Consider the following 25,905-nt stretch of genomic DNA (forward strand, 5'->3'; position numbering starts at 1 on the left):
ACACTGCCATCGGGGGCAAGCCCCCTCCCACATTGATCGGCTGTGCTTTCAGCAACCTTTTTCCAACCGGAACAAGCTGTTACTGTACCGATCATAAAGCCCAAGCTGCCTGGATCGGATCCCTGATTTGAAGCGTCCCCTCCTTCTATTAATAAGTCTGGCCTTGAGCTTTGCTGCGAACGCGACGATTACCGAGAGCCACGGTTACACGCAGTTCGGCACGCTCAAATACCCGGCCAAATTCACCCATTTCGATTGGGTAAACCCTGCAGCGCCCAAAGGCGGGACGTTGCGGGTCATGGCATTTGGCACGTTCGATACGCTCAACCCCTACACCTTCAAGGGCTCAAGCCCGGTTTCAACCCCCAATTTCCTGCAGTACGGCGTCAATGAGCTCAATGAGCCGTTGATGGTCGGCACCGGCCAGTACGCGCCGTCCGGCGATGAGCCCACCTCCAGCTACGGGCTGATTGCCCAGTCCGTGGAGTACAGCGAGGACCGCAGTTGGGTCGTCTTTAACCTGCGCCCCGAAGCGCGCTTTCATGATGGCAAGCCGATCACGGCCTATGACGTGGCGTTTTCCTATCGCACCCTGCTGACCGAAGGCCACCCCCAGTACCGCACCAACCTGCAAGAAGTGGCGCGGGTCGATATCCTCAACCGCCATCGCATCCGCTTTGTGTTCAAGCGTGCCGGCAACCCGTTGCTGATCCTGCGCCTGGGCGAGTTGCCGGTGCTGCCTCAGCATTACTGGAAGAACCGCGACTTCAAGGCCACCACCTTCGAACCACCTTTGGGCAGCGGGCCGTATCGCATCAGCAAAGTCAGCCCGGGCCGTCAGTTGGTGTTCGAGCGGGTGAAGGATTACTGGGGCAAGAACCTGCCGGTCAACCAGGGCTTCTACAACTACGACAAGGTCGAAGTGGAGTTCTACCGCGACAGCGACGTGGCCTTTGAAGCGTTCAAGGCAGGCGAGTTCGATATCTATATCGAACACCAGGCCAAGAACTGGGCCAATGGCTACAACTTCCCGGCGGTCAACCGGGGCGATGTGATCAAGGCGCAAATCGCACACAAAATCCCGACCCAGAGCCAGGGCCTGTTCATGAACACGCGGCGGCCGGCCTTCAGCCAGACCAAGGTGCGCGAGGCCCTGGGGTTGATGTTCGACTTTGAGTGGACCAACCGCACCCTGTTCAGCAGCGCCTATAAACGCACCTTGAGCTATTACCCCAACAGCGAGTTCTCGGCGACCGGTGTGCCGGTGGGCCACGAATGGTTGATGCTCTCGCCCTACCGCGACGCATTGCCGCCCAACCTGTTCACCCAGGCGTTCAGCCTGCCCCAAACCGACGGGCGCGGCATTCCCCGCGAAACGATGCGTCGCGCCCTGGCCCTGTTGGGCGAGGCCGGCTGGAAGCTGTCAGGCCAACGCCTGCTCAACAGTGACGGGCAACCGCTGCGTTTCGAGATTTTGCTGGTCAACCCCAACCTGGAGCGCATTCTGCAGCCCTATGTGGAGAACCTGATCAGCATCGGCATCGACGCGCGCCTGCGCACCGTCGACCGCGCCCAATACAAGCAGCGTTTGGATCAATTCGACTTCGACATGATCCTGATCACCCTCAACCAAACCTTGAGCCCGGGCCTTGAGCAGTGGCAGTACTTCCACTCCAGCCAAGCCGCGATCAAGGGCAGCAAGAACTATGCAGGCATCAACAACCCGGTGGTCGATCACCTGCTCGAACAACTGCTGGCCGCACAAACCCGCGACGAGCAACTGGCCGCCGGCCGTGCCCTCGACCGGGTACTGCTGTGGCAGCACTACAGCATTCCCAACTGGTACCTCAACTATCATCGCCTGGCCTACCGCAACCGGTTCGCCTTTGTCACGACGCCGCCCTACACCCTGGGCCTGAGCGCGTGGTGGCTGAAAGCTTCGGAGAAAGCCCAATGATGTCTTTGCGTACTGCCCTGCTCGGCGGCTTGCTGCTGTGCACCGTGGCCCAAGCGGCGCCGCAACATGCGTTGACGCTCTACAATGAACCGCCCAAGTACCCCGCCAACTTCAAGCACTTTGACTACGTCAACCCGGATGCGCCCAAAGGCGGCACCTTCCGCGAGTCGGCCATGGGCGGCTTCGACAGCCTCAACCCCTATATCAGCAAGGGCGTACCAGCCGACAATCTGCCGCTGATCTACGACACCCTGGCCATGCAAAGCCTGGACGAGCCCATCACCGAATATGGCCTGGTGGCCGGCAAAATCGAAAAAGCCCCGGACAACAGCTGGGTACGTTTCTACCTGCGCCCCGAAGCCCGCTTTCACGATGGCCACCCGATTCGCGCCGAAGACGTGATATTCACCTTCCAGACACTGATGAAAGAAGGCTCGCCCATCTACCGCACCTACTACGCCGATATCGACGAAGTGGTGGCTGAAGACCCGCTGCGGGTGCTGTTCAAGTTCAAGCGCACCAACAACCGTGAACTGCCGCTGATCCTCGGGCAATTGCCGGTTTTGCCCAAGCACTGGTGGGCCACCCGCGACTTTGCCAAGGGCAACCTGGAAGTGCCGCTGGGTAGCGGCCCCTACAAGATCGCCGAGGTCAAGGCCGGGCGCATGATCCGCTACGAGCGCGTCAAGGACTACTGGGCCAAGGACCTGCCGGTGGCCAAGGGTTTCTACAACTTCGACAACCGCATCACCGACTATTACCGCGACAGCACCGTCTCGCTTGAAGCCTTGAAGGCCGGGCAGTTCGACTACTGGCTGGAGTTCAGCGCGAAGAATTGGGCCAATGCCTACAACATCCCGGCGGTGGCCGAGGGGCGATTGATCAAGGAAGAAATCCCCAACGGCAACCCCACGGGCATGCAGGGCTTCGTGTTCAACACACGCAAGCCGATGTTCCAGGATGTGCGCGTGCGCAAGGCCATCAGCTTGTTGCTGGATTTCGAGTGGAGCAACAAGCAGCTGTTCAACGGCGCCTACACCCGCACCCGCAGCTACTTCGAGAACTCGGAGATGGCCGCCACCGGCCTGCCCGGGCCGGATGAGTTGAAGATCCTTGAGCCCCTGCGCGACAAGATCTCGGCCGAGGTCTTCACAAAGGCGTTCGAGCCCGCCAAGACCGACGGCAGCGGCATGATCCGCACCCAGCAGCGCGAAGCCTATCAACTGCTGCAAGAGGCCGGCTGGCGTATCGTCGACGACAAGATGGTCGATACCAGCGGCAAGCCGGTGACCATCGAGTTCCTGTTGGCGCAGACCGAATTCGAACGCATCCTGCTGCCGTTCAAGCGCAACCTGGCGGACCTGGGCATTGACCTGGTGATTCGCCGCGTGGACGTCTCGCAGTTCATCAACCGTATTCGCTCGCGCGACTTCGACATGCTGGTGGGCAGCTTCCCCCAGTCCACGTCGCCGGGTAATGAACAACGTGAATTCTGGGCGTCTTCCAGCGCCGACAAGCCCGGCAGCCGTAACTACATGGGCCTCAAAGACCCCGCCGTCGACCAACTGGTAGAAGAGTTGATCGATGCCGACTCGCGCCAAAGCCTGATCGCCCACGCCAAGGCCCTCGACCGCGTACTCCAGTTCGGCTATTACGTAATCCCCAACTGGCACATCAAGACTTACCGCGTGGCGTATTGGGATCACCTCGGCCACCCCAAGGTGCCACCGCGTTATGACGTGGGCACCGCCACCTGGTGGAGCAAGCCCAACGTCAAGCCGGCGGTGACCCTGGACACTCAAACGAGCGCCGACCCGGCGAGCGGAGGCGACTAAATGCTGGCCTATATCTTTCGCCGCCTGTTGCTCATCATCCCGACGCTGTTCGGGATCTTGCTGATCAACTTCGTCATCATCCAGGCCGCCCCCGGTGGCCCGGTTGAGCAGATGATCGCCAAGCTTGAAGGTTTTGAAGGCGCCACCAGCCGCATTGCCGGCGGCGGTGCCGAAGTGTCGGTGGCCGGCTCCAGTAGCTACCGCGGCGCCCAGGGCCTGGACCCGGCGCTGGTCAAGGAAATCGAGAAGATGTACGGCTTCGATAAATCGGCGCCGGAACGCTTGTGGATCATGGTCAAGAACTACGCCCGGCTGGACTTCGGCGACAGTTTCTTCCGTGATGCCAAGGTCATCGACCTGATCAAGGAAAAGATGCCCGTGTCCATCTCCCTCGGGTTATGGAGCACGCTGATCATGTACCTGGTGTCGATCCCCCTGGGGATCGCCAAGGCCACGCGCCACGGCAGCCACTTTGATGTGTGGACCAGCTCGGCGATCATCGTCGGCTATGCGATCCCGGCGTTCCTGTTTGCGATCCTGTTGATCGTGGTGTTTGCCGGCGGCAGTTATTTCGACTGGTTCCCCCTGCGCGGGCTCACCTCCAACAACTTCGATGAGTTGAGCTGGGGCGGCAAGATCCTTGACTACTTCTGGCACCTGGCATTGCCCATTACCGCGCTGGTGATCGGCAACTTCGCCACCATGACCTTGCTGACCAAAAACAGCTTTCTCGACGAGATCAACAAGCAGTACGTGGTCACCGCCAAGGCCAAGGGCCTGACCAACCACCGCGTGCTGTACGGCCATGTATTCCGTAATGCGATGCTGCTGGTGATCGCCGGTTTCCCTTCGGCGTTCATCGGTATTTTCTTCACCGGCTCGTTGCTGGTGGAGGTGATCTTTTCCCTCGACGGCCTGGGGCTGATGAGCTTTGAAGCGGCGATCAACCGCGACTACCCGGTGGTGTTCGGCACGCTGTTTATCTTCACCCTGCTGGGGCTGATCGTGAAACTGATCGGCGACCTCACCTACACCCTGGTCGATCCGCGTATCGACTTTGGCAGCCGGGAGCATTGAGATGAATCTATCCCCCCTCAATCGCCGTCGGTTCGAGCGCTTCAAGGCCAACAAACGTGGCTGGTGGTCGCTATGGCTGTTCCTGATTCTGTTCGTGCTGAGCCTGGGCGCCGAGTTGATCGCCAACGACAAGCCGCTGGCGGTGCACTTCGACGGCGACTGGTATTTCCCGGCGCTCAAGCGCTACCCGGAGACCACCTTTGGCGGCGAGTTCCCGCTGGAGGCCAACTACAAGAGCCCGTATATCAGGGAACTGCTCAAGGCCAAGGACGCCTGGGCCTTGTGGGCACCGATCCCGTTCAGCTACCAGAGCATCAACTACGACCTCAAAGTACCGGCCCCGGCGCCGCCCTCCTCGGCCAACTTGCTGGGCACCGATGACCAGGGCCGCGATGTGCTCGCGCGGGTCATCTATGGTTTTCGCGTGTCGGTGCTGTTTGCCCTGACACTGACCGTGCTCAGCTCGATCATCGGCGTGATCGCCGGCGCCTTGCAGGGTTTTTATGGCGGCTGGGTGGATTTGGCTGGTCAGCGCTTTCTGGAGATCTGGTCCGGGCTGCCCGTGCTGTACCTGCTGATCATCCTCGCCAGCTTCGTGCAGCCCAACTTCTGGTGGCTGCTGGGCATCATGCTGCTGTTCTCGTGGATGAGTCTGGTGGACGTGGTACGCGCCGAGTTTCTGCGCGGGCGCAACCTGGAATACGTACGCGCAGCCAGGGCGCTGGGCATGCAGAACGGCGCGATCATGTTCCGCCACATTCTGCCCAATGCCATGGTCTCGACCATGACCTTTATGCCGTTCATTCTCACCGGCGCCATCGGCACCCTCACCGCCCTGGACTTCCTCGGCTTCGGCCTGCCAGCCGGTTCGCCGTCGCTGGGTGAGCTGGTGGCCCAGGGTAAATCCAACCTGCAAGCGCCGTGGCTGGGCATGAGCGCCTTTGCGGTGCTGGCGATCATGTTGAGTTTGCTGGTATTTATCGGCGAGTCCGCTCGCGATGCCTTCGACCCGAGGAAATGAGATGAATCAGGACAATCTGATCGAAGTCCGCGACCTCAGCGTCGAGTTCGTCACGGGCGAACACGCCCACCGCGTAGTGAACAACGTCAGCTTCGATATCAAGCGCGGCGAAACCCTGGCGCTGGTGGGCGAAAGTGGCTCGGGCAAATCGGTGACCGCGCATTCGATCCTGCGTTTGTTGCCCTACCCGCTGGCGCGGCACCCCTCCGGCACCATCGGCTATGCCGGCCAAGACCTGCTGACGCTCAAGGAAAAATCCCTGCGGCACATTCGCGGCAACCGCATTGCAATGATCTTCCAGGAGCCGATGACCTCGCTGAACCCGCTGCACAACATCGAGAAGCAGATCAACGAAGTACTCGGCCTGCACAAGGGCCTGCAAGGTAAGGTCGCGACCCAACGCACCTTGGAACTGCTCGAACTGGTGGGCATCCCCGAGCCGCACAAGCGCCTCAAGGCCCTGCCCCACGAGCTGTCCGGCGGCCAGCGCCAGCGGGTAATGATTGCGATGGCCCTGGCCAACGAGCCGGAGTTGTTAATCGCCGATGAGCCGACCACGGCCCTTGATGTGACGGTTCAGCTGAAAATTCTGGAGCTGCTCAAAGAGTTGCAAGCGCGCCTGGGCATGGCGCTGCTGCTGATCAGCCATGATTTGAATCTGGTGCGGCGCATTGCCCACCGCGTGTGCGTGATGCAGAAAGGTTGCATCGTCGAGCAAGCCGATTGCGAGACGCTGTTCCAGTCGCCCCAGCATCCGTACACCCAAGAGCTGTTGGCAGCCGAACCGAGTGGCGGGCCAGCAAGCAACGAAGTGGGCCCACCGCTGCTGCAAGTCGATGATTTGAAGGTGTGGTTCCCGATCAAAAAGGGCTTTTTGCGCAACACCGTCGATTACGTCAAGGCGGTGGATGGCATCAACTTCAGCCTGCCCCAAGGGCAAACCCTGGGCATTGTCGGCGAAAGCGGCTCGGGCAAATCCACCCTGGGCCTGGCGATATTGCGCTTGATCGCCAGCAAGGGCGGCATCCGTTTTGAAGGCCAGCAACTGGACAAGCTCACTCAGCAGCAGGTGCGCCCGTTACGCCGCGAAATGCAGGTGGTGTTCCAAGACCCCTTCGGCAGCCTGAGCCCACGCATGTGCGTCAGTGAGATCGTCGGCGAAGGCCTGCGCATTCACAAGATGGGCACCCCGGCTGAGCAGGAAGCGGCGATCATCGCAGCGCTCAAGGAAGTGGGCCTGGACCCGGAATCCCGCCACCGCTACCCCCACGAATTCTCCGGAGGCCAACGTCAGCGTATTGCCATCGCCCGTGCGCTGGTGCTTAAGCCGCGCCTGATTTTGCTGGACGAACCCACCTCGGCGCTGGACCGCACCGTGCAGCGGCAAGTAGTGGAGTTGCTGCGCAGTTTGCAGGCCAAGTACAACCTGACTTATCTGTTTATCAGCCATGATTTGGCGGTGGTTAAGGCGTTGAGCCATCAGTTGATGGTAGTGAAGCATGGCCAGGTGGTGGAGCAAGGAGACGCCAAGGCGATTTTTGCTGACCCACAGCATGCCTACACTCGCCAGTTGTTGGAGGCCGCATTCCTCGTACCCGCCTGATGTACGCAGAACAAAGGTGAAAGCTCACCACAGCAAGCACGCTCCCAACATTTAAACCAGAGCCCGCGTAGCCAACGGAACTTTGCCAGGAAATAACCGCCTGAATCCGGTAGGCTCACCCTTTTTATTCAAGGAGTTATTCCCCATGGCCAAAGCCACCGCCCGTCACATCCTGGTTTCCACTGAAGACAAGTGCAACGAACTCAAGACCCAGATCGAAGGCGGCGCCGATTTCGCAGAAATCGCCAAAGCCAACTCCAGCTGCCCTTCCAGCCGCGACGGCGGCAACCTGGGTTCGTTCGGCCCAGGCCAGATGGTTAAAGAATTCGACACCGTCGTCTTCAGCGCCCCGGTCAACACCGTGCAAGGCCCGGTGAAAACCCAGTTCGGCTTCCACCTGCTGGAAGTCACCAGCCGCCAGGACTGATTCAGTCTGTGCTGATGCCTTAAACAACGGCCCGCCTTTTGGTGGGCCGTTGTGCATGTGATGACTGGCGAGGCTGATGCCGTTAGCGTACAAACCCCTATTCTTTTACACGCGGCGTTCAAGGCTGATTAATGCGACTGGCTTTTTCTACCCTGTTTAGCTCGACCCTGGCCCTGCTGCTGGCCAGCACCGCCGTGATCGCGGCGCCCCAGGCATCTCTGACGGTGTACGGCGAACCGGCCAAGTACCGCGCTGGTTTCACCCATTTCGACTATGCCAACCCCAAGGCCCCCAAGGGAGGCACCCTCAAGCGTTCGGCGATCGAGATCGGGCGTTTCGACCATGTGCTGCCCTATATCGACAAAGGCATCGGCGTGTCCCAGGTCGACGGCTGGCTGTATGCACCCCTGGCCCTGCGCTCGCTGGATGAGCCCTACACGGTCTATGGGCTGGTAGCCGAGAAGATGGAGCGCGCCGAAGACGGCCTGTCGCTGCGCTTCTACCTCAACCCCAAGGCGCGTTTTGCCGACGGCAAGCCCATCACCGCCGAAGACGTGCGCTACAGCTTCGACCTGCTGATGACCCAGGGCAGCCTACGCTTTCGTACTCTGTTTGCCGATGTGAAACACGTCGAAGTCGAAGGCGAGCGCCAGGTACGCTTCGATTTCTCCAGCAACGAGAACCGCACCCTGCCTCTGGACATCGCCACCCTGCCCGTCTTCCCCGAGCACTGGTGGAAAACCCGCGACTTCGCCAACGGCGGCGGCTACGAGGCCCCGCTGGGTAGCGGCCCTTACAAGGTCAGCAAAATCGACTCCGGCAGCACCATCACCTTTACCCGCGACCCCGACTGGTGGGGCAAAGACCTGCCCGTCAGCCGTGGCCTGTACAACTTCGACCACCTGAGCCTGGAATACTTCGGCGACACCGAGGTGGCGCGCCAAGTGCTGCGCGGCGGTGCCTACGACTTCAACCGTGAGTTTTCCGCCACCGGCTACTCCATCGGCTACAACGGCCCGGCCCTCGACGATGGTCGCCTGCAACGCGCGCACCTGGCCAAGGAAATGTCCCAGGCCTCCCAAGGCTACGTGTTCAACGTGCAAAAGCCGCTATTCAAGGACCGCCGCGTGCGCCAGGCGCTGGCGATGCTGTGGGACTTCGAATGGGCCAACCGGCAGATGATGCGCAATATGTACATCCGCCAGCAGAGCTTCTTCTCCAATAGCCCATTGGCGGCCACACAACTGCCCACCCAGGCAGAACTTGAAATCCTCGAACCGTTGCGCGGGCAGATTCCTGACGAAGTATTCACCCAGGTCTTCAAGGCCCCGGTCACCGACGGCAGCGGCATGATCCGCGACAAGCAACTGCAAGCGCTCGGCCTGCTGGAAGAAGCCGGCTGGATGCCCAAAGGCGACAAGCTGGTCAACGCCGAGGGTGAGGCGCTGGAGTTCACCTTCCTCAATGCCCAAAGCGGCATGGAGCGCCTGTTGTTACCGTACAAACGCAACCTTGCGCAGATCGGCATCACCCTCAATATCCGGCGTATCGACTCCTCCCAGTACGTGAACCGGGTGATGGCGCGGGACTACGACATGATCGTCACCGGCTTTCCAGTCACCACCTCACCCGGCATGGAGCTGTACAACTACTTCGGCTCCGCCGCCGCGTTCGACCCCGGTGCCAACAACTACATGGTGCTCAAAGACCCGGCCGTCGACAGCCTGATCAAGGGGCTGGTCAAGGCCGATAGCCAGGCCCAGATGCTCACCTACGCCCACGCGCTGGACCGGGTGCTGCAATGGAATTACCTGTGGATTCCCAACTACTACCCGCCGGGCACTTCTGCCGCGTGGTGGAACCGCTTTGGTCGCCCGGCCATCGAGGCGAAGAACGATGAAGCGCTGGAAACCTGGTGGGAAATCAGCCCCACGCCGCTGACCAACGAACAGATGAAACAACGCGCAGGGAGCCACTGATGTTTGCTTATATCGTGCGGCGCCTGCTGCTGATCATTCCAACACTGGTGATCATCCTGCTGGTGAATTTCGTCATCGTCCAAGCGGCACCGGGCGGCCCAGTGGAACAAGCCATCGCCCACCTGCAAGGCATCGGCGGCAGCGGCGCTGTCGGCGGGTCATCCGGTGACAGCGTCAGCAGCGGCTCCCGCGCCAGCCGTGGCCTGGACCCGAAGCTGATCAAGGACATCGAAAAACAGTACGGCTTCGACAAGCCTGCGCCGGAACGCCTGTGGCTGATGCTCAAGAGCTACGCCCAGCTGGATTTCGGCAACAGCTTCTTTCGCGGCAAGACGGTGATCGACCTGATCCTGGAAAAAATGCCTGTCACTATTTCCCTCGGCCTATGGGCCACGTTGATTACCTACCTCGTCTCGATCCCCTTGGGCATTCGCAAAGCCGTACGCCACGGCAGCAGCTTTGACGTGTGGAGCAGCACCGCCATCGTCATCGGCTATGCAATGCCGGCGTTTCTGTTTGCGATGTTTCTGATCGTGGTGTTTGCCGGTGGCACCTCGCTGAACTGGTTCCCGGTGCGCGGGTTGGTGTCGGAAAACTTCGAGGAGCTGAGCACTGTCGGCAAGATCGCCGATTACTTCTGGCACCTTGTGTTGCCGGTGACGTCGCTGGTGATCGGCGGCTTCGCCACCTTGACCATCCTTACCAAGAACTCGTTTCTCAATGAAATCACCCGCCAATACGTGGTCACCGCTCGCGCTAAAGGCCTGAGCGAACGGCGCGTGCTGTACGGCCATGTGTTCCGCAACGCCATGCTGCTGGTGATCTCCGGCATTCCCCAAGCGTTTATCGCGGTGTTCTTCGCCGGTTCCTTGCTTATCGAGGTGATCTTCTCCCTCGACGGCCTGGGCCGCATGAGTTACGAAGCCGCCGTGTCCCGAGATTACCCGGTGGTATTCGGCTCCCTGTTTATCTTCACGTTGTTCGGCCTCTTGATAAAACTGATCGGTGACCTCTGCTACACCCTGGTGGACCCGCGTATCGACTTCGCCGCGAGGAACGCCTGATGCTTGATTTGTCTCCTGTGGCGCGTCGACGTTTCGAGCGCTTCAAGAAGAACCGCCGTGGCTGGTGGTCGCTGTGGCTGTTTATCGGCCTGTTTCTGCTGACGTTGGGCGGTGAGTTGATCGCCAATGACAAGCCGCTGGTCTTGAGCTTCAAGAACGAGCTGTATTTCCCGGTGTTCAAGCGCTACACCGAGCAAGCGTTCGGCGGCCAGCTGCCGTTCCAAGCGGATTACCGCAGTGACTACGTGCAAAAGCTCATCAAGCAGGACGGCGGCTGGATGCTGTTCCCGCCGATACCGTTCAGCGACGACACCCCCAACTACGAACTCACCCGCCCTGCCCCCAGCCCGCCCTCGGCGGTGAACTGGCTGGGCACCGATGACCAGTCGCGGGACGTGTTGGCCCGGGTGATCTTCGGCGCTCGGGTGTCGATCCTGTTTGCCTTGGCGCTCACCGCCATCAGCGCAGCCATTGGCATAGCGGCCGGGGCATTGCAGGGCTATTACGGCGGTTGGGTCGACCTGATCGGCCAGCGCGTGCTGGAAGTGTGGTCGGGGCTGCCGGTGCTGTATTTGCTGATCATCCTGTCAGGCTTTGTCGAGCCCAACTTTTGGTGGCTGCTGGGGATCATGGCGCTGTTTTCCTGGCTGGCCCTGGTGGACGTGGTGCGCGCCGAGTTCCTGCGCGGGCGCAACCTGGAATACGTCAAGGCCGCACGGGCGTTGGGGTTGGGGGATGGCAAGATCATCCGCCGCCACATTCTGCCCAATGCCATGACTGCGACGTTGAGCTACCTGCCGTTCATTTTGACCGGCGCCATCTCCACCTTGAGTGCCCTGGACTTCCTCGGCTTCGGCATGCCGGCGGGCAGCGCGTCCCTGGGAGAGTTGATCGCCCAGGGCAAGCAGAACCTGCAAGCCCCGTGGCTGGGGTTGACGGCGTTTTTCACCTTGGCGCTGATCCTGTCGCTGCTGGTCTTTATCGGCGAGGCATTACGTGATGCCTTCGACCCACGTTCATGAGTGATTGCAGATGAACCTGATCGAAATCCGCGACCTCAGTGTCGCCTTCAGCGGCCAGACCGTGGTGCGCAACTTGTGCCTGGACGTACGCCCCGGCGAGTGCCTGGCCTTAGTGGGCGAGTCAGGCTCGGGCAAGTCGGTGACGGCCCACTCGATTCTGCAATTGCTGCCCGAGGCCGGCACTGAAACCAGCGGTTCGGTCAAGTATCGCGGCCAGGAGCTGGTTGGCGCGTCGACCACCACCTTGCAAAAACTGCGCGGCAACCGCATAGCAATGATCTTCCAGGAGCCGATGACCTCCCTGAACCCGTTGCACAGCATCGAAAAGCAGATCGGCGAAACCCTGCTGCTGCACAAAGGGCTGGGCGGCAAGGCGGCGCAGGCGCGCATCCTCGAACTGCTGGAACTGGTGGGCATCCAGAAACCCCGAGAGCGGCTTAAAGCCTACCCCCATCAGCTTTCCGGTGGGCAACGCCAGCGGGTGATGATCGCCATGGCCCTGGCCTGTGAACCCGAATTGCTGATCGCCGACGAACCCACGACCGCCCTGGACGTGACGGTGCAGCGCAAGATCCTGCTGCTGCTCAAATCGCTGCAACAACGTTTGGGCATGTCGCTGCTGCTGATCAGCCATGACCTCAACCTGGTGCGCAGCATTGCCCAGCGCGTGTGCGTGATGCGCGAAGGCCAGATTGTCGAGCACGCCGACTGCGAGACCTTGTTCACCGCGCCACAACACCCCTATAGCCGCCTGCTGCTCGATGCAGAGCCCGCAGGCGATGCACTGTGCAGTGACGAACGCGAAACGGTGTTGCAGGTCGACGACCTGAGCGTGCAATTCCCCCTCGGCGGCGGCTTGTTTCGACGCAAGACTTACCTGCGCGCGGTCGATGGCATCAGCCTCAGCGTACAACGCGGCAAGACCCTGGGGATTGTCGGCGAATCTGGCTCGGGCAAGTCCACCTTGGGCCAGGCGATTCTGCGCTTGCTGGATTCCACCGGCAGCATCCGCTTCCAGGGTCAGGCCCTCGACCCGCTGAATCATCAGCAGATGCGCCCTTGGCGCAAGCAGATGCAGGTGGTGTTCCAAGACCCCTACGGCAGCCTCAGCCCGCGCATGACCGTGGAGCAGATCATCAGCGAAGGCCTGGAAGTGCACGCGCCGTGCAGCCTGGCCGATCGCGATGCGCAGGTGGTGCAGGTGCTCAAGGACGTGGGCCTCGACCCCGCGAGCCGGCACCGCTACCCCCATGAATTTTCCGGTGGGCAGCGCCAACGTATTGCCATCGCCCGCGCCCTGGTACTCAAACCGGCGCTGATGCTGCTGGACGAACCTACGTCGGCCCTGGACCGTACGGTGCAGAAACAAGTGGTGGCGCTGCTGCGTGAGCTGCAAGAAAAATACGGCCTGACCTACCTGTTTATCAGCCATGACCTGGCGGTGGTGCGGGCCATGGCTCACGATATGATCGTGATCAAGGACGGCAAGGTGGTGGAGGCTGGCGCAAGTCACGACGTGTTTGAAGCCCCGCAGCATGCCTATACCAAAGAACTGCTGGCCGCAGCCCACATCCCCCTGTAAACGCGTCCCCTGTGGGAGCTGGCTTGCCTGCGATGGCGGCGTGTCAGTCGACATATCGGTACTGATACACCGCCATCGCAGGCAAACCAGCTCCCACAGGATCGCGTCCTACTCCCCATTTGCGTTGACGGCATACCTATGAACATCACCGAAAGCCTCAAGGACTACCAACAGGTTCGCGGCCTGGCCATCCAGTCGCTATTCGAGATCATCGAACAGTCCAGCGAAGGCACGGTGATTGTCGATCGCGACGCCAATATCGTGTGGATGAACGAGCGCTACGCCAAGCGCTTCGGCCTCAAGAGCGCCGACGAAGCCATCGGCCAACCCTGTGAGCAGGTGATTTCCAACAGCCTGCTGCGTCAGGTTGTACGCAATGACCAGCCGATCTTGCTGGACATTCAGGACACCCCCAAAGGCCCGTTGGTGGTGATGCGCCTGCCGATCCACAACGATGCCGGCACGGTGATCGGCGCCATCGGCTTTGCGCTGTTTGATGAGCTGCGCAACCTGTCGCCGTTGATCGAGCGCTACCTGAGCATGCAGCAGGAGCTGGCTTCGACCCGCTCGTTACTGCGCTCACGCCAGAGCAAATACAACTTCGCGCACTTTATCGGCACCAGCGCAGCCAGCCTCGAAGTCAAACGTCGCGCACGGCGCAGTGCCAGCGCCGAGTCGCCGGTGTTGCTGCTGGGCGAAACCGGCACCGGCAAGGAGTTGCTGGCTCAGGCGATTCACGGCGCGTCACCCCGAGCACATAAGGCATTTGTCAGCGTGAATAGCGCTGCAATTCCCGCCGACCTGCTGGAAGCCGAGTTCTTCGGCACCGCGCCGGGCGCGTTTACCGGCGCCGACCGCAAGGGCCGCCCCGGCAAGTTCCAGATTGCCCAGGGCGGCACGCTGTTTCTCGATGAAATCGGCGACATGCCCCTGCCGTTGCAAAGCAAATTGCTGCGGGTATTGCAGGAAAAGGAATTCGAGCCCGTAGGCTCCAACGAGATGCTGCACAGCGATGTACGGGTGATCGCGGCCACGTCCATGGACCTGGAGGCGGCGATCAAACGCGGTGAATTCCGTGCCGATTTGTATTACCGGCTGAACGTGCTGCCGATCCAGGTGCCGCCCTTGCGTGAGCGCTTGGAAGATATCCCGGCGTTGAGCGAGGCGATTTTGGAGGAGTTGCGCAGCCAGCATGAGCTCGACCGTGAGGCCCTGGCATTGCTGGCCCAGCATGCGTGGCCGGGCAATATCCGTGAGCTGCGCAATGTGCTGGAGCGGGCGGCGTTGTTGAGTGATGACTTGGTGTTGGATGCTCGGGAGATTCGTGCGGCGATTGGCACCTTTACTCCCGTCGAGCGCAATGCTGTGACGGCGGTAGAAGGCGAAAACTTCAGCGCGGCGCGGGAGCGGTTCGATCGGCAGATCATCGCGGCGGCGTTGGCGGCCTGCGGGGGGAATGTGGTGGAGGCGGCCAAGCGGTTGGGGCTTGGGCGGTCGACGTTGTACAAGAAGATGGTGGCCCTGGGCATCGCCCAGTCTCCATATTGAGACGCCACTCTCAAATTCAAGACAATCCAATGTGGGAGGGGCTTTCCCCCGATGGCAGTGTGTCAGCTAGCAGATTTGATAACTGACAGTCCCTCATCGGGGCAAGCCCCCTCCCACATTTGCTCATCACTTTTCTCAAGATAGAGACAGCCTTCAACACCATTTTAAAATTATCCATATATATCAATCACTTAGATGTTTGGCACATATTTAGCTATAGCCTCTCCCCACCGCACCACCCCACAAAAATAACAATCTGATGGAGACACACCATGAGTGTGATCATTGCCCTGGCAGCCCTGGCGCTGCTGATGCTGGCTGCCTACCGTGGCTATAGCGTTATCCTGTTTGCCCCCATCGCCGCCCTCGGCGCAGTCCTGCTTACCGACCCTTCCGCCGTCGCCCCTGCCTTTACCGGGGTGTTCATGGAGAAAATGGTTGGCTTCATCAAGCTGTATTTCCCGGTATTCCTGCTCGGTGCGGTGTTCGGCAAGCTGATCGAGCTGTCGGGTTTCTCGCGCTCTATCGTTTCTGCCGCGATCCGTTTGCTCGGCACGCGCCAGGCGATGCTGGTGATTGTGTTGGTGTGCGCCCTGCTCACTTACGGCGGCGTGTCGCTGTTTGTGGTGGTGTTTGCGGTGTACCCGTTCGCGGCGGAGATGTTTCGCCAAAGCAATATCCCCAAGCGTTTGATCCCGGCGACCATCGCCCTGGGTGCGTTCTCGTTCACCATGGACGCCCTGCCCGGCACGCCGCAGATCCAGAACATCATCCCCAGCACTTTCTTCAACACCACCGCTTGGGCTGCGCCGTGGCTGGGTTTGATCGGCACGATCTTTGTGTTCTGCGCTGGCATGCTCTACCTGGCGCGCCAACGCAATAAGGCCCAGCGTGCTGGCGAAGGCTATGGCACTGAACTGCGCAATGAGCCTGAGACCGCAGAAAACCTGGCGCTGCCCAACCCATGGGTCGCCCTGTCGCCGCTGATTTTGGTCGGGGTGATGAACCTGCTGTTCACCCACTGGATCCCCCAGTGGTATGGCAAGACCCACAGCCTCGCCCTGCCAGGCATGAGCGCACCGGTAACCACCGAAATCGCCAAGCTCACCGCGATCTGGGCGGTGCAGGCGGCGTTGTTGGTGGGCATTGTGATGGTGCTGGTATTTGGCTGGTCGGCCATCAAGAGCAAGCTGGCCGAAGGCAGCAAAAGCGCTGTGAGCGGCGCGTTGCTCGCGGCGATGAATACCGCCTCGGAATACGGCTTTGGTGCAGTCATCGCGTCGCTGCCAGGCTTTCTGGTGCTGGCTGACTGGCTCAAGGGCATCCCCAACCCGCTGGTCAACGAAGCGATCACCGTAACGCTGCTGGCCGGTATCACCGGTTCTGCGTCGGGTGGCATGAGCATCGCCCTGGCGGCCATGTCCGAGAGCTTTATTTCGGCGGCCCATGCGGCCAATATTCCCCTTGAAGTGCTGCACCGGGTTGCGGCCATGGCCAGCGGCGGCATGGACACCCTGCCCCACAACGGCGCGGTGATTACCTTGCTCGCGGTTACCGGCCTGACCCACCGTGAAGCCTACAAGGACATTTTTGGCATCACGATCATCAAGACCCTCGCGGTGTTCGTGGTGATCGGTACTTTCTACGCCACCGGCATTGTGTGAGGTTTGTATGACGACATTGAACGGCAAGACCGCCCTGGTTACCGGCTCCACCAGCGGCATCGGCCTGGGGATCGCCTTGAGCCTGGCCAAGGCCGGCGCGAATCTGATCCTCAACGGCTTCGGCGACGCCAGCGCGGTGATCGCCCAGGTGCAGGCGTTTGGCGGCAAGGTCGGCCATCACCCGGCCGACGTCAGCGACCCGGCGCAGATCGCCGACATGATCACCTACGCCGAGCGTGAGTTCGGCGGCGTGGATATTCTGGTAAACAACGCGGGTATCCAGCATGTGGCGGCGGTGGAAGACTTCCCCGCCGAGCGTTGGGACTCGATTATTGCTATCAATCTGTCGTCGGTGTTCCACAGCACGCGCTTGAGTTTGCCGGGCATGAAGGCCAAGGACTGGGGGCGCATCGTGAATATTGCCTCGGTGCATGGGCAGGTGGGGTCGGTGGGCAAGGCAGCGTATGTGGCCGCCAAGCATGGGGTGATCGGGTTGACCAAGGTGGTAGGCCTGGAGACGGCTACCAGCAATGTGACCTGCAATGCGATTTGCCCCGGCTGGGTGCTGACGCCGCTGGTGCAGAAGCAGATTGATGACCGCGCCGCCAAGGGTGTGAGCCCGCAGCAGGCGCAGCATGATTTGTTGGCGGAGAAGCAGCCGTCGCTGGAGTTTGTGACGCCGCCGCAGTTGGGGGAGTTGGTGTTGTTCCTTTGCAGCGAAGCCGGCAGCCAAGTGCGCGGCGCCGCGTGGAACATTGACGGCGGCTGGCTGGCCCAATAACTCAGACACTGAAGATCCAAATGTGGGAGGGGGCAAGCCCCCTCCCACATTGGCCCTGTGTTGTTTGGAAGGCTCAATACATAAAAAGAGACGTGCTTATGTCCGACATCCTCTGGCAACCCTCCCCGGAACGCATCGCCGCCACGCGCATGGACCAGTTCCGCCGCTACATCAACGACCGCTACACCCTGCAACTCGCTGACTACCCCGCCCTGCACCAGTGGAGCATCGACCAGCGCCCCGACTTCTGGCAGGCCATCGTCAGCTTTTTTGACGTGCAATTTCGCAGCCCGCCTCGCGCGGTGCTGATCGAAGGCATCGAAATGCCCAGCGCCCAGTGGTTCCCAGGCGCCACCCTGAATTTTGCCGAACACCTGCTGCGCCGCCGTGATGATCACCCCGCCGTGGTGGCCATCAGCGAGGACGGCCAGCGCGAACAACTGACCTACGCCGAACTGGCCGCCCACGTCGCCGGCCTGCAAAACAGCCTGCGCGCCGCTGGCGTGACCCAGGGCGACCGCGTAGCCGCCTGCATGCCCAACACCTGGCAAACCCTGGTGGGCATGCTCGCCACCACTAGCCTGGGGGCGATCTGGTCGTGCTCGTCGCCAGACTTCGGCACCCAAGGGGTGATCGACCGTTTCGGCCAGATCGAACCCAAGGTGCTGATCACGTGCGCCGGTTACCGGTATGGCGGTAAAGAGATCGACCAGACGGCCAAGCTCAATGAGATCCTCGAACGCCTGCCGTCCCTGGAGCAACTGATCATCGTGCCCTACGCCAAGCCTCAGGCACGGGTCTCGGACTATCAGACCCCGGCGAATGTGGCGCTGTGGAACGACACCTACCAACCCGGCGGCGAACCCGAATTCGTTGCAGTGCCGTTCGATCACCCGCTGTATATCCTCTATTCCAGCGGCACCACGGGCGTACCCAAGTGCATCATCCACGGCACCGGCGGTGTGCTGCTCACGCACCTCAAGGAACACGGCCTGCATGCCGACCTGTCGCGGGATGACTGCCTGTTCTACTACACCACCTGTGGCTGGATGATGTGGAACTGGCTGGTGTCGGTCTTGGCCATCGGCGCCACGGTGGTGCTGTATGACGGCTCGCCTTTTCATCCGGGGCCGGAGCGCTTGATCGACCTGATCGACGCCGAAAACATCAGCGTATTCGGCACCAGCCCCAAGTTCCTCGCTACCCTGGAAAAAGCCGGGCTGCAACCGCGCCTGAGCCATGACCTGGGCAGCCTCAAGGGGCTGATTTCCACCGGCTCGCCGCTGTCGCCCCAGAGCTACGACTACGTCTACCGTGAGATCAAGGGCGAGCTGTGCCTGTCGTCCATGTCCGGAGGCACTGACATTGTCTCCTGCTTTGTGATCGGCAACCCGGTATTGCCAGTGCGACGTGGCGAAATGCAGTGCAAGAGCCTGGCAATGGCCATCGAGGTGTGGGACGACCAGGGCCGGCCGCTGGTTGGCGAAAAAGGTGAGTTGGTATGCACCCGGCACTTTCCGGCGATGCCCATCGGCCTGTGGAACGACCCCGACCACAAGAAGCTGCGCGCCTCGTATTTCAGCCAGTTCCCCGGCGTATGGGCCCAAGGCGATTACGCCGAGCAGCGCCCCAATGGCAGCCTGCTGATTCACGGGCGCTCCGACGCGGTACTCAACCCCGGCGGCGTGCGCATTGGCACGGCCGAGATCTATCGCCAGGTGGAAAAGGTCCCGCAAGTGCTGGAAAGCTTGGCCATCGGCCAACGCTGGCAGGATGACGTGCGGGTAGTGTTGTTTGTACGCCTCGACGAAGGGGTTGAATTGGATGAGGCGCTGCAACAGCAGATTCGCCAGGTGATCCGCGCCAACACCACACCGCGCCATGTGCCGGCCAAGATCCTCGCCGTCAGCGATATCCCTCGCACCATCAGCGGCAAGATCGTCGAATTGGCGGTGCGCAACGTGGTGCACGGCGAGCCGGTAAAAAACACCGACGCCCTGGCCAACCCGCAAGCGCTGGAGGAGTTTCGCAACCGCCCCGAACTGGCCTGAAGATGAAAGGTTTCAGCCCTGACGCACTCATTTGAAGACAAAACCCCAATGCATGCTATTTTTCGGGGGTAGTCACTCGTTCCCGACTCACGGGATAATGGGTGTTTTCATCTTTCAAAGCGTTACGCTCAGGGCTTTTTCATGAATGGAACATCCACCGTCAGCGAAGCTGGCGCATTGATTGCGCAGCTGGACTGGGCCAAAAGCCCCCTCGGTGAGGCCAATGATTGGCCGCAAAGCCTGCGCACCGCCGTGGACATCGTCATCCACTCGCCCATGCCGATGCTGTTGCTGTGGGGCAGCCAACTCACCCAACTCTACAACGACGGCTTCGCGGCATTGGCGGGCAACAAGCACCCCGAGGCCTTGGGCCAGCCTGCGCACCAGACCTGGCCGGAACTGGAAAGCTTTACCGCACCGATCTACAACGCGGTGCTCGACGGCCAGGTGCGCACCTTCAGCGAGCAGCGCTTCATCCTGCAACGCAACAACCGCGACACCGAAATCTGGCTGGACCTGACCTACAGCCCGATCCGCGACGAAACCGGCAGCGTGGCCGGTATCCTGGTCACCGCCATCGAGACCAACGAGCGGCGCACGGCGCGGCACAACACCGAGCAACGCTTGCAGCTGGCATTGGCGGCAACTGACGCGGTGGGCACCTGGGACTGGGATATCGGTGAAGACCGCTTTATCGCCGACGCCCACTTCGCCTACCTGCACGGCGTCGACCCCAGTGACGCCAGCGTGCTGCCCATCAGCGACTACCTGCAAGGCGTGCATCCCGAAGACCGAGGCATGGTGACGCGCAGCATCAAGCACTGCATCACCTTCGGCACCGAATACGCCGAGGAATACCGCCTGCTGCAAGCCGATGGCACACTGCGCTGGGTGTTTGCCCGGGGCCGCTGCTACAAGGACCATCAAGGCCGCCCGGCCCGCTTCCTGGGGGCGGCGCTGGACCTTACCGAGCGTAAAGACACCGAACAGGCCCTGCGCCACCTCAACGAAAACCTGGAAGAACGCGTAGCCCAGCGCACCCAGGCCCTGGCCGAAGCCAATCAGCGCCTGCAAAACGAGATGTTCGAGCGCGAGCGCGCCGAAGACGCCCTACGGCATGCGCAGAAGATGGAAGCCGTGGGCCAGCTAACGGGCGGCATTGCCCACGATTTCAACAATATGCTCACCGGCATCATTGGCAGCCTGGATTTGATGCAGCGCTACATTGCCGCCGGGCGCAGTGATGAGATCGGTCGTTTTACCGATGCGGCCGTATCCTCAGCCCATCGCGCCGCCGCCCTCACCCATCGGTTACTCGCGTTTTCGCGTCGCCAGTCGCTGGACCGTCGCCCGCTGGACCCTAACCAACTGGTGGCGTCCCTGGAGGAGTTATTCCGCCGCACCAAGGGCGCCCATATCGCCCTCAAGGTGCAATTGGGCCACGACATCTGGCCAGTGAATACCGACGCCAGCCAACTGGAAAACGCCCTGCTCAACCTGGTAATCAACGCCCGCGACGCCATGCCCGACGGCGGCGAACTGTTGATCGAAACCGCCAACAGCTACCTCGACGGCACCGACATCACCACCCTGGAGCCGGTGAAGGCCGGCGACTACGTGATGCTTGGCGTGTGCGACAACGGCACCGGCATGGCGCCCAAAATCCTGGCCAAGGCGTTCGACCCGTTCTTCACCACCAAGCCCATCGGCCAGGGCACTGGCCTGGGGCTGTCGATGATCTACGGGTTTGCCCAACAGTCCGGCGGCCACGTGACCATTCATAGCGAGCCGGGCCAGGGCACCTGCGTGCGCCTCTACCTGCCGCGCCTGTATGGCACCGCGCTCGAAAGCAGCCTGCCTCCCAACTTGAGCGAAGCCCCGGTGGCCCTCGCGGGTGAAGCCGTGGTCGTGGTTGAGGACGATTCCGCGGTGCGCATGCTGGTGGTCAACGTATTGGATGAGCTGGGCTACACCGCCCATCAGGCCGCTGATGCACGCACCGCATTGCCATTGCTCGAATCGGATTTGCGCGTGGACTTGCTGGTGACCGACGTCGGCCTGCCCGGCATGAATGGCCGGCAACTGGCAGAGATCGCGCGCCAGCATCGCCCAGGCTTGCGGGTGCTGTTTATGACCGGTTACGCGGAAAAAGCCGCCGAGCGCCAAGGCTTTCTTGAAGATGGCATGGACATGATCGCCAAGCCGTTTTCCATCGACCTGCTGGCCACTAAAATCCGCAGCATGATCAACGTCGTCGAATGAGTTCAGGCATAATCGCGCGCCGTCGCACACCTGGTAGAGATCAATGAAAGCCCAAGCCCGTCATATCCTGGTGAAAACCAGTGAAGAAGCCGAACAACTCAAGCAGCGCATTGCCAAGGGCGAAGCCTTTGATGTGCTGGCCAAAAAGTACTCCACGTGCCCGTCGGGCAAACGCGGCGGCGATTTGGGTGAAGTGCGGCCAGGGCAGATGGTGGGGGCGATTGATGCCGTGATCTTCAAGAAGCCGGTGAAGGTGGTTCACGGGCCGATCAAGAGCAAGTTTGGGTATCACTTAGTGCAGGTGTTTTACCGCGACTGATTGGCTGACTTAAGACCGCTATCGCAGGCAAGCCAGCTCCCACAGTTGACCAAGCTCCTTCAGAAAAAAACTCCGTCAACTGTGGGAGTCGGGCTTGCCCGCGATCCGCCGCAGGCGGCCATTCACCGAGGGATCAAAGCCCCAGGCACCTGAATCACCCGGCTCGCCAACCCATGCCCCGCCACCGCCGCCTGCTCCGGCGACCCGCCCTTCAACCGGCTCGCCAAATACGCTGCACTGAACGAATCTCCCGCCGCCGTGGTATCCACCACTTTCTCAACCTTCACGGCCGGCACCGAAAACCGCTCACCCGCATAGCGAATCAAACACGCATCCGCCCCACGCTTGAGCACCACCTCCTCAATCGCCGGGTACGCGGCAAACACCTGCTCGCTGTCGGCATAACCAAACAATGCCGATTCGTCATCCTCGGTCAGCAAGGCCATATCCACCTGCGCCAATACCATGTGATACGCCGCTTGTGCCACCTCGACACTGGCCCACAAACGCGGCCGGTAGTTGTTGTCGAACACCACTTTGCCGCCGCGCTTGCGGGTTTCAATCAGTGCTTGCAGCAAGCGCTCACGCCCCACCGCCCCCAGCACCGCGAGAGTGATGCCACTGAAATACACCACGTCGTAACCCGGCAACGCGGCCAGGATGGGTTCGGCGGCGGGCGTGGTGAAGCAATCGCGAACGGCGGCTTCATTACGCCAGTAGAGGAATTTGCGCTCGCCGTTGCCATCGGTTTGGATGCAGTACAACCCCGGCAAACGCCCTGGCAGGCGCTGAACCATGGACAGGCCAAGGCCTTCGTCGGCCCATTGCTGGCACATGGCATCGCTGAAGCTGTCATCGCCTAACGCCGTCACGTAGTCGACGTGGCCGATATCGCCCAGTTCACGGCGCAGGTAGACCGCGGTGTTCAGGGTATCGCCGCCGAAGCTTTGGTGCAGAGTGCCGTTGGCGCGGTATTGCAGTTCGATCATGCACTCGCCGATGAGGGCGATGTGGGGGGTGGTGTTCATGCCTGAATCTCTGGTGTGGCTGATGGCCTCATCGGGGGCAAGCCCCCTCCCACATTTGACTGTATTCACAAATAGACAGATGTGAACCCAATCTAGTGTGGGAGGGGGCTTGCCCCCGATGGGAACGACTCGGTCTAGAAGCAGGTATGCAAACTCTCGATCACCTGCAACTGCTCATCCACCAGGCAACCCACCTGCCATTTATCAAAGGTCAGGCACGGGTGGGACGTGCCAAACGAAATGATGTCGCCAATCCGCAACTCAACCCCTGGCGCCACCACCATAAACGCATGCTGGTCCATCACCGCCGTGACCTTGCACGCGGTCACATCATCGCCCTGGGCGGGCACAATGCCAGCCTTGTAGCGTTTGAGCGGCACCGGCAAACCTGCGTCATAGGCGACGTCGCGCTTGCCCAAGGCGATCACCGCAAAGCCAGGCTCCGGCAGCGATTGCACATGGGCCCAGACTTCCAGCGCCGGGCGCAGGCCTTCACTCAAGTCGCTGCGACGGTCGAGCACGCAACATTGCGCTTCTTTGTAGATGCCATGGTCGTGGGCCACGTAGCTGCCGGGGCGCAGCACACTCAGGAAGCGGCCCGCCGCGTTTTGCGCTTCGAACGACTCGGCGATCAAGTCGTACCAGGCCGAACCCGACGCCGTGACGATGGGCTTGGGCAAGTCGAAAGAGCCGTTGTTTTGCAGGTCGACCGCCAAGCGTACCAGGCTGGCAGCAAAGTCGCGGATGCCACTGATGGCGTGTTCGCCGTGGATCACCCCTTCATAGCCTTCGATACCGGTAAGGGCCAGGGCTGGCTGGGCCTTGATCGCCTTGGCCAGCTCGCGCACCTCGTGCTCACTGCGGCAACCGCAACGCCCCCCGACCACGCCGTATTCGATCATCACGTTCAGGCGCAGGCCACGGGCGGCGAAGAACAGGCCCAGGTCAGCCACGTTGTCCGGGTGGTCGACCATGCAGTGAAAATCGAAATCCTTGTCGGCCAACAGGTCGGCGATCAACGCCATGTTCGGCGCGCCCACCAGTTGGTTGGCCATCAGCACACGACGCACGCCACCGGCATAGGCGGCGCGGGTCTGCACGGCATTGGCCAGGGTAATGCCCCAGGCGCCAGCAGCGATCTGACGCTCAAACAGCGCCGGCATCATGCTGGTCTTGCCGTGGGGCGCCAGTTGCGCGCCGCTGCTGCTGACAAAGTCCTGCATCCAGCGAATGTTGTGTTCCAGTGCATCGCGGTGCAGCACCAGGGCTGGCAGGCTGACGTCACGGACCAGGTGGGAACCGACGGCGGCGGCGCCCTTTTCAACGGCATTGATGGCAGACATGAAATGCTCCTATTCGTTGATGCGACGGGCCAGGTTGTTGGCGCTGTCGATCAACACCCGGCGATAGTCGTTGTAGTGTTTGATGGCATCGGCACGCGGCGCGACGATGCACAACGTCGCAATGCTGATGCCCTGCGCGTCCCGCACGGGAGCGGCAAAGCAATGGGTAAAGGTGTCGGCCACGCTGTCGAAGGAAAAGAAACCATCGAGGGTGGCCTGGCGGATTTGCGCCAGGAAGGTGTCCAGTGGCAGGCGCTGGCCGTCCGGCAGGATGAAGTCGTCGAGGTCGATCAAGTCGATGATCTGCTGGTCGCTCAAGTGCCCCAGTAGCAGGCGCCCGGAAGCGGTCCAGGGGATCGGTGCGTTTTCGCCGATATCCGACGAGATACGGAAATGCCGCTCCCCTTCGCGCATCAACGCCACCGTGTATTTACGCCCGTTGAGCAGGCACATCTGCGCGGTTTCGTGGGTTTGGCTGACGATCTCCTGCAAAGCGTGGTCGGCCTCGCGGGTCAGGTCGAAATGCCGCAAATGGGCCTGGCCGAGAAAGTACAGCTGGCGCCCCAGGTAGACGTGACCGTCCTTGCCCACGGTTTCCAGGATGCGTCGCTCAAGCAACGACGCGACCAATTCATAGACCGTGGACTTGGGGCTGCCGATGCCGCTGGCGATATCATTCGGGCGCAGGGGCTGGCCGACTTCCTTGAGAAAATCGAGGATATCGAACGCCCGGTCCAGGCCTTTGGCGCGGCGTTTGATGGTGTCTTCGGTCATGGCAGTAGTCGGTCCTGTTCGAAATAGTGCTAACAACAGAGGTCCACTGTGGGAGGGGGCTTGCCCCCGATGGCGGTGGTTCAGTGATAGAGGTGCTGGCTGACACACCGCTATCGGGGGCAAGCCCCCTCCCACACTTGATCTTCAGTGGTTTTAAGATCGGGGCATTTAGCCTTTTTTCTTGTAGGCCACGCAATCGATCTCGACCTTGCAGTCCACCATCATATTGGCCTGCACACAGGCGCGCGCCGGGGCGTGTTCGGGGGTGAAGTATTCGCCGAAGACCTTGTTGAAACTCCAGAAGTCCCGTGGGTCTTCCAGCCAGACGCCCACGCGCACTACGTCTTTGAGTTCGTAGCCGGCTTCTTCAAGAATCGCCACCACGTTGCGCATGGTCTGGCGGGTTTGCTCGACGATGCCGCCGTTGATGATTTCACCGTCCACCGCTGGCACTTGGCCCGAGACGTAGAGCCAGCCGTCGGCTTCCACCGCGCGGGCGAAAGGACGTGGCTGGCCGCCGCCGGCGGTGCTGCCGGTGCCGTAACGTGTAATGCTCATAAAATAGGCT

Annotated in this window: 20 protein-coding genes; 16 read left to right on the forward strand and 4 right to left on the reverse strand. The window is 61.2% G+C overall.

The genetic code is table 11. The features are described from left to right. The first annotated feature begins 127 nt into the window (after positions 1-127). The 16 genes from ICY20_RS14790 (at position 128) to ICY20_RS14865 (ending at position 22,192) form a co-directional block, all read left to right on the forward strand. Complete coding sequence (locus ICY20_RS14790) at positions 128-1,957, forward strand: extracellular solute-binding protein (RefSeq protein WP_194937818.1); 1,830 nt, start codon at positions 128-130, stop codon at positions 1,955-1,957. Continuing rightward, complete coding sequence (locus ICY20_RS14795; RefSeq protein ID WP_159962400.1) at positions 1,954-3,792, forward strand: extracellular solute-binding protein; 1,839 nt, start codon at positions 1,954-1,956, stop codon at positions 3,790-3,792. The genes ICY20_RS14790 and ICY20_RS14795 overlap by 4 nt, the downstream gene beginning before the upstream one ends. Further along, positions 3,793-4,869 (forward strand): microcin C ABC transporter permease YejB, encoded by a 1,077-nt coding sequence (locus ICY20_RS14800; RefSeq protein ID WP_159962401.1) that lies wholly within the window; start codon positions 3,793-3,795, stop codon positions 4,867-4,869. Position 4,870: 1 nt separating this feature from the next. Next, entirely contained in the window at positions 4,871-5,890 is a 1,020-nt protein-coding gene (locus tag ICY20_RS14805; protein ID WP_194937819.1) for an ABC transporter permease, read from the forward strand. A gap of 1 nt (position 5,891) precedes the next feature. Further along, the gene (locus tag ICY20_RS14810) at positions 5,892-7,493 is read left to right on the forward strand and encodes an ABC transporter ATP-binding protein (RefSeq protein ID WP_159962403.1); all 1,602 of its coding nucleotides are present in this window, start codon (positions 5,892-5,894) and stop codon (positions 7,491-7,493) included. A 145-nt stretch (positions 7,494-7,638) separates the two neighbouring features. Beyond that, positions 7,639-7,920, forward strand: coding sequence for a peptidylprolyl isomerase (locus ICY20_RS14815; protein WP_194937820.1), 282 nt, complete (start codon positions 7,639-7,641; stop codon positions 7,918-7,920). 131 nt (positions 7,921-8,051) lie between these two features. Beyond that, positions 8,052-9,899: an extracellular solute-binding protein gene (locus tag ICY20_RS14820; RefSeq protein ID WP_194937821.1), complete on the forward strand. Its 1,848-nt coding sequence runs from the start codon at positions 8,052-8,054 to the stop codon at positions 9,897-9,899. After that, a complete protein-coding gene (locus tag ICY20_RS14825; RefSeq protein WP_159962405.1) occupies positions 9,899-10,963 on the forward strand; it encodes a microcin C ABC transporter permease YejB in 1,065 nt (354 codons plus the stop codon). Before ICY20_RS14820 ends, ICY20_RS14825 begins: the two co-directional genes overlap by 1 nt. Then, positions 10,963-11,985, forward strand: a complete 1,023-nt coding sequence (locus ICY20_RS14830; RefSeq protein WP_194937822.1) for an ABC transporter permease — start codon at positions 10,963-10,965, stop codon at positions 11,983-11,985. Before ICY20_RS14825 ends, ICY20_RS14830 begins: the two co-directional genes overlap by 1 nt. A gap of 10 nt (positions 11,986-11,995) precedes the next feature. Continuing rightward, positions 11,996-13,567: an ABC transporter ATP-binding protein gene (locus ICY20_RS14835; protein WP_194937823.1), complete on the forward strand. Its 1,572-nt coding sequence runs from the start codon at positions 11,996-11,998 to the stop codon at positions 13,565-13,567. A gap of 138 nt (positions 13,568-13,705) precedes the next feature. After that, on the forward strand, positions 13,706-15,115 hold the full coding sequence (locus ICY20_RS14840) for a sigma-54 interaction domain-containing protein (RefSeq protein ID WP_194937824.1): 1,410 nt from the start codon (positions 13,706-13,708) through the stop codon (positions 15,113-15,115). 272 nt (positions 15,116-15,387) lie between these two features. Next, complete coding sequence (locus tag ICY20_RS14845; RefSeq protein WP_194937825.1) at positions 15,388-16,779, forward strand: GntP family permease; 1,392 nt, start codon at positions 15,388-15,390, stop codon at positions 16,777-16,779. 7 nt (positions 16,780-16,786) lie between these two features. Beyond that, positions 16,787-17,560, forward strand: coding sequence for a 3-hydroxybutyrate dehydrogenase (locus ICY20_RS14850; RefSeq protein ID WP_194937826.1), 774 nt, complete (start codon positions 16,787-16,789; stop codon positions 17,558-17,560). 98 nt (positions 17,561-17,658) lie between these two features. Then, a complete protein-coding gene (locus ICY20_RS14855) occupies positions 17,659-19,611 on the forward strand; it encodes an acetoacetate--CoA ligase (protein WP_194937827.1) in 1,953 nt (650 codons plus the stop codon). A 141-nt stretch (positions 19,612-19,752) separates the two neighbouring features. Further along, positions 19,753-21,873, forward strand: a complete 2,121-nt coding sequence (locus tag ICY20_RS14860; RefSeq protein WP_194937828.1) for a PAS domain-containing hybrid sensor histidine kinase/response regulator — start codon at positions 19,753-19,755, stop codon at positions 21,871-21,873. Between the two features lie 43 nt (positions 21,874-21,916). After that, positions 21,917-22,192: a peptidylprolyl isomerase gene (locus ICY20_RS14865; RefSeq protein ID WP_003174397.1), complete on the forward strand. Its 276-nt coding sequence runs from the start codon at positions 21,917-21,919 to the stop codon at positions 22,190-22,192. 122 nt (positions 22,193-22,314) lie between these two features. On the opposite strand, the gene ICY20_RS14870 is transcribed toward ICY20_RS14865, so the two are convergent. From ICY20_RS14870 to ICY20_RS14885, 4 genes are all read right to left on the reverse strand, one after another. Next, positions 22,315-23,220, reverse strand: coding sequence for a sugar kinase (locus ICY20_RS14870; RefSeq protein ID WP_194937829.1), 906 nt, complete (start codon positions 23,218-23,220; stop codon positions 22,315-22,317). A gap of 134 nt (positions 23,221-23,354) precedes the next feature. Beyond that, positions 23,355-24,563 (reverse strand): amino acid deaminase, encoded by a 1,209-nt coding sequence (locus tag ICY20_RS14875; RefSeq protein WP_194937830.1) that lies wholly within the window; start codon positions 24,561-24,563, stop codon positions 23,355-23,357. A 9-nt stretch (positions 24,564-24,572) separates the two neighbouring features. Further along, positions 24,573-25,337 (reverse strand): IclR family transcriptional regulator, encoded by a 765-nt coding sequence (locus ICY20_RS14880; RefSeq protein WP_194937831.1) that lies wholly within the window; start codon positions 25,335-25,337, stop codon positions 24,573-24,575. Between the two features lie 168 nt (positions 25,338-25,505). After that, positions 25,506-25,895 carry a RidA family protein gene (locus tag ICY20_RS14885; RefSeq protein WP_078742925.1) on the reverse strand — a complete coding sequence of 130 codons (390 nt, stop codon included), beginning with the start codon at positions 25,893-25,895 and terminating at the stop codon, positions 25,506-25,508. Positions 25,896-25,905: the final 10 nt, after the last annotated feature.

Source organism: Pseudomonas pisciculturae, assembly GCF_015461805.1.
GTDB classification, from domain to species: Bacteria; Pseudomonadota; Gammaproteobacteria; order Pseudomonadales; family Pseudomonadaceae; genus Aquipseudomonas; species Aquipseudomonas pisciculturae.

Excerpts from the sequence above, each read along its gene's own strand:
- ICY20_RS14815 (WP_194937820.1), top strand. The coding sequence starts at position 7,639 with ATGGCCAAAGCCACCGCCCGTCACATCCTGGTTTCCACTGAAGACAAG.
- ICY20_RS14865 (WP_003174397.1), top strand. The coding sequence starts at position 21,917 with ATGAAAGCCCAAGCCCGTCATATCCTGGTGAAAACCAGTGAAGAAGCC.
- ICY20_RS14820 (WP_194937821.1), top strand. The coding sequence starts at position 8,052 with ATGCGACTGGCTTTTTCTACCCTGTTTAGCTCGACCCTGGCCCTGCTG.
- ICY20_RS14810 (WP_159962403.1), top strand. The coding sequence starts at position 5,892 with ATGAATCAGGACAATCTGATCGAAGTCCGCGACCTCAGCGTCGAGTTC.
- ICY20_RS14800 (WP_159962401.1), top strand. The coding sequence starts at position 3,793 with ATGCTGGCCTATATCTTTCGCCGCCTGTTGCTCATCATCCCGACGCTG.
- ICY20_RS14845 (WP_194937825.1), top strand. The coding sequence starts at position 15,388 with ATGAGTGTGATCATTGCCCTGGCAGCCCTGGCGCTGCTGATGCTGGCT.
- ICY20_RS14855 (WP_194937827.1), top strand. The coding sequence starts at position 17,659 with ATGTCCGACATCCTCTGGCAACCCTCCCCGGAACGCATCGCCGCCACG.
- ICY20_RS14840 (WP_194937824.1), top strand. The coding sequence starts at position 13,706 with ATGAACATCACCGAAAGCCTCAAGGACTACCAACAGGTTCGCGGCCTG.
- ICY20_RS14830 (WP_194937822.1), top strand. The coding sequence starts at position 10,963 with ATGCTTGATTTGTCTCCTGTGGCGCGTCGACGTTTCGAGCGCTTCAAG.
- ICY20_RS14850 (WP_194937826.1), top strand. The coding sequence starts at position 16,787 with ATGACGACATTGAACGGCAAGACCGCCCTGGTTACCGGCTCCACCAGC.
- ICY20_RS14880 (WP_194937831.1), bottom strand. The coding sequence starts at position 25,337 with ATGACCGAAGACACCATCAAACGCCGCGCCAAAGGCCTGGACCGGGCG.
- ICY20_RS14860 (WP_194937828.1), top strand. The coding sequence starts at position 19,753 with ATGAATGGAACATCCACCGTCAGCGAAGCTGGCGCATTGATTGCGCAG.
- ICY20_RS14805 (WP_194937819.1), top strand. The coding sequence starts at position 4,871 with ATGAATCTATCCCCCCTCAATCGCCGTCGGTTCGAGCGCTTCAAGGCC.
- ICY20_RS14825 (WP_159962405.1), top strand. The coding sequence starts at position 9,899 with ATGTTTGCTTATATCGTGCGGCGCCTGCTGCTGATCATTCCAACACTG.
- ICY20_RS14835 (WP_194937823.1), top strand. The coding sequence starts at position 11,996 with ATGAACCTGATCGAAATCCGCGACCTCAGTGTCGCCTTCAGCGGCCAG.
- ICY20_RS14875 (WP_194937830.1), bottom strand. The coding sequence starts at position 24,563 with ATGTCTGCCATCAATGCCGTTGAAAAGGGCGCCGCCGCCGTCGGTTCC.
- ICY20_RS14870 (WP_194937829.1), bottom strand. The coding sequence starts at position 23,220 with ATGAACACCACCCCCCACATCGCCCTCATCGGCGAGTGCATGATCGAA.
- ICY20_RS14885 (WP_078742925.1), bottom strand. The coding sequence starts at position 25,895 with ATGAGCATTACACGTTACGGCACCGGCAGCACCGCCGGCGGCGGCCAG.
- ICY20_RS14795 (WP_159962400.1), top strand. The coding sequence starts at position 1,954 with ATGATGTCTTTGCGTACTGCCCTGCTCGGCGGCTTGCTGCTGTGCACC.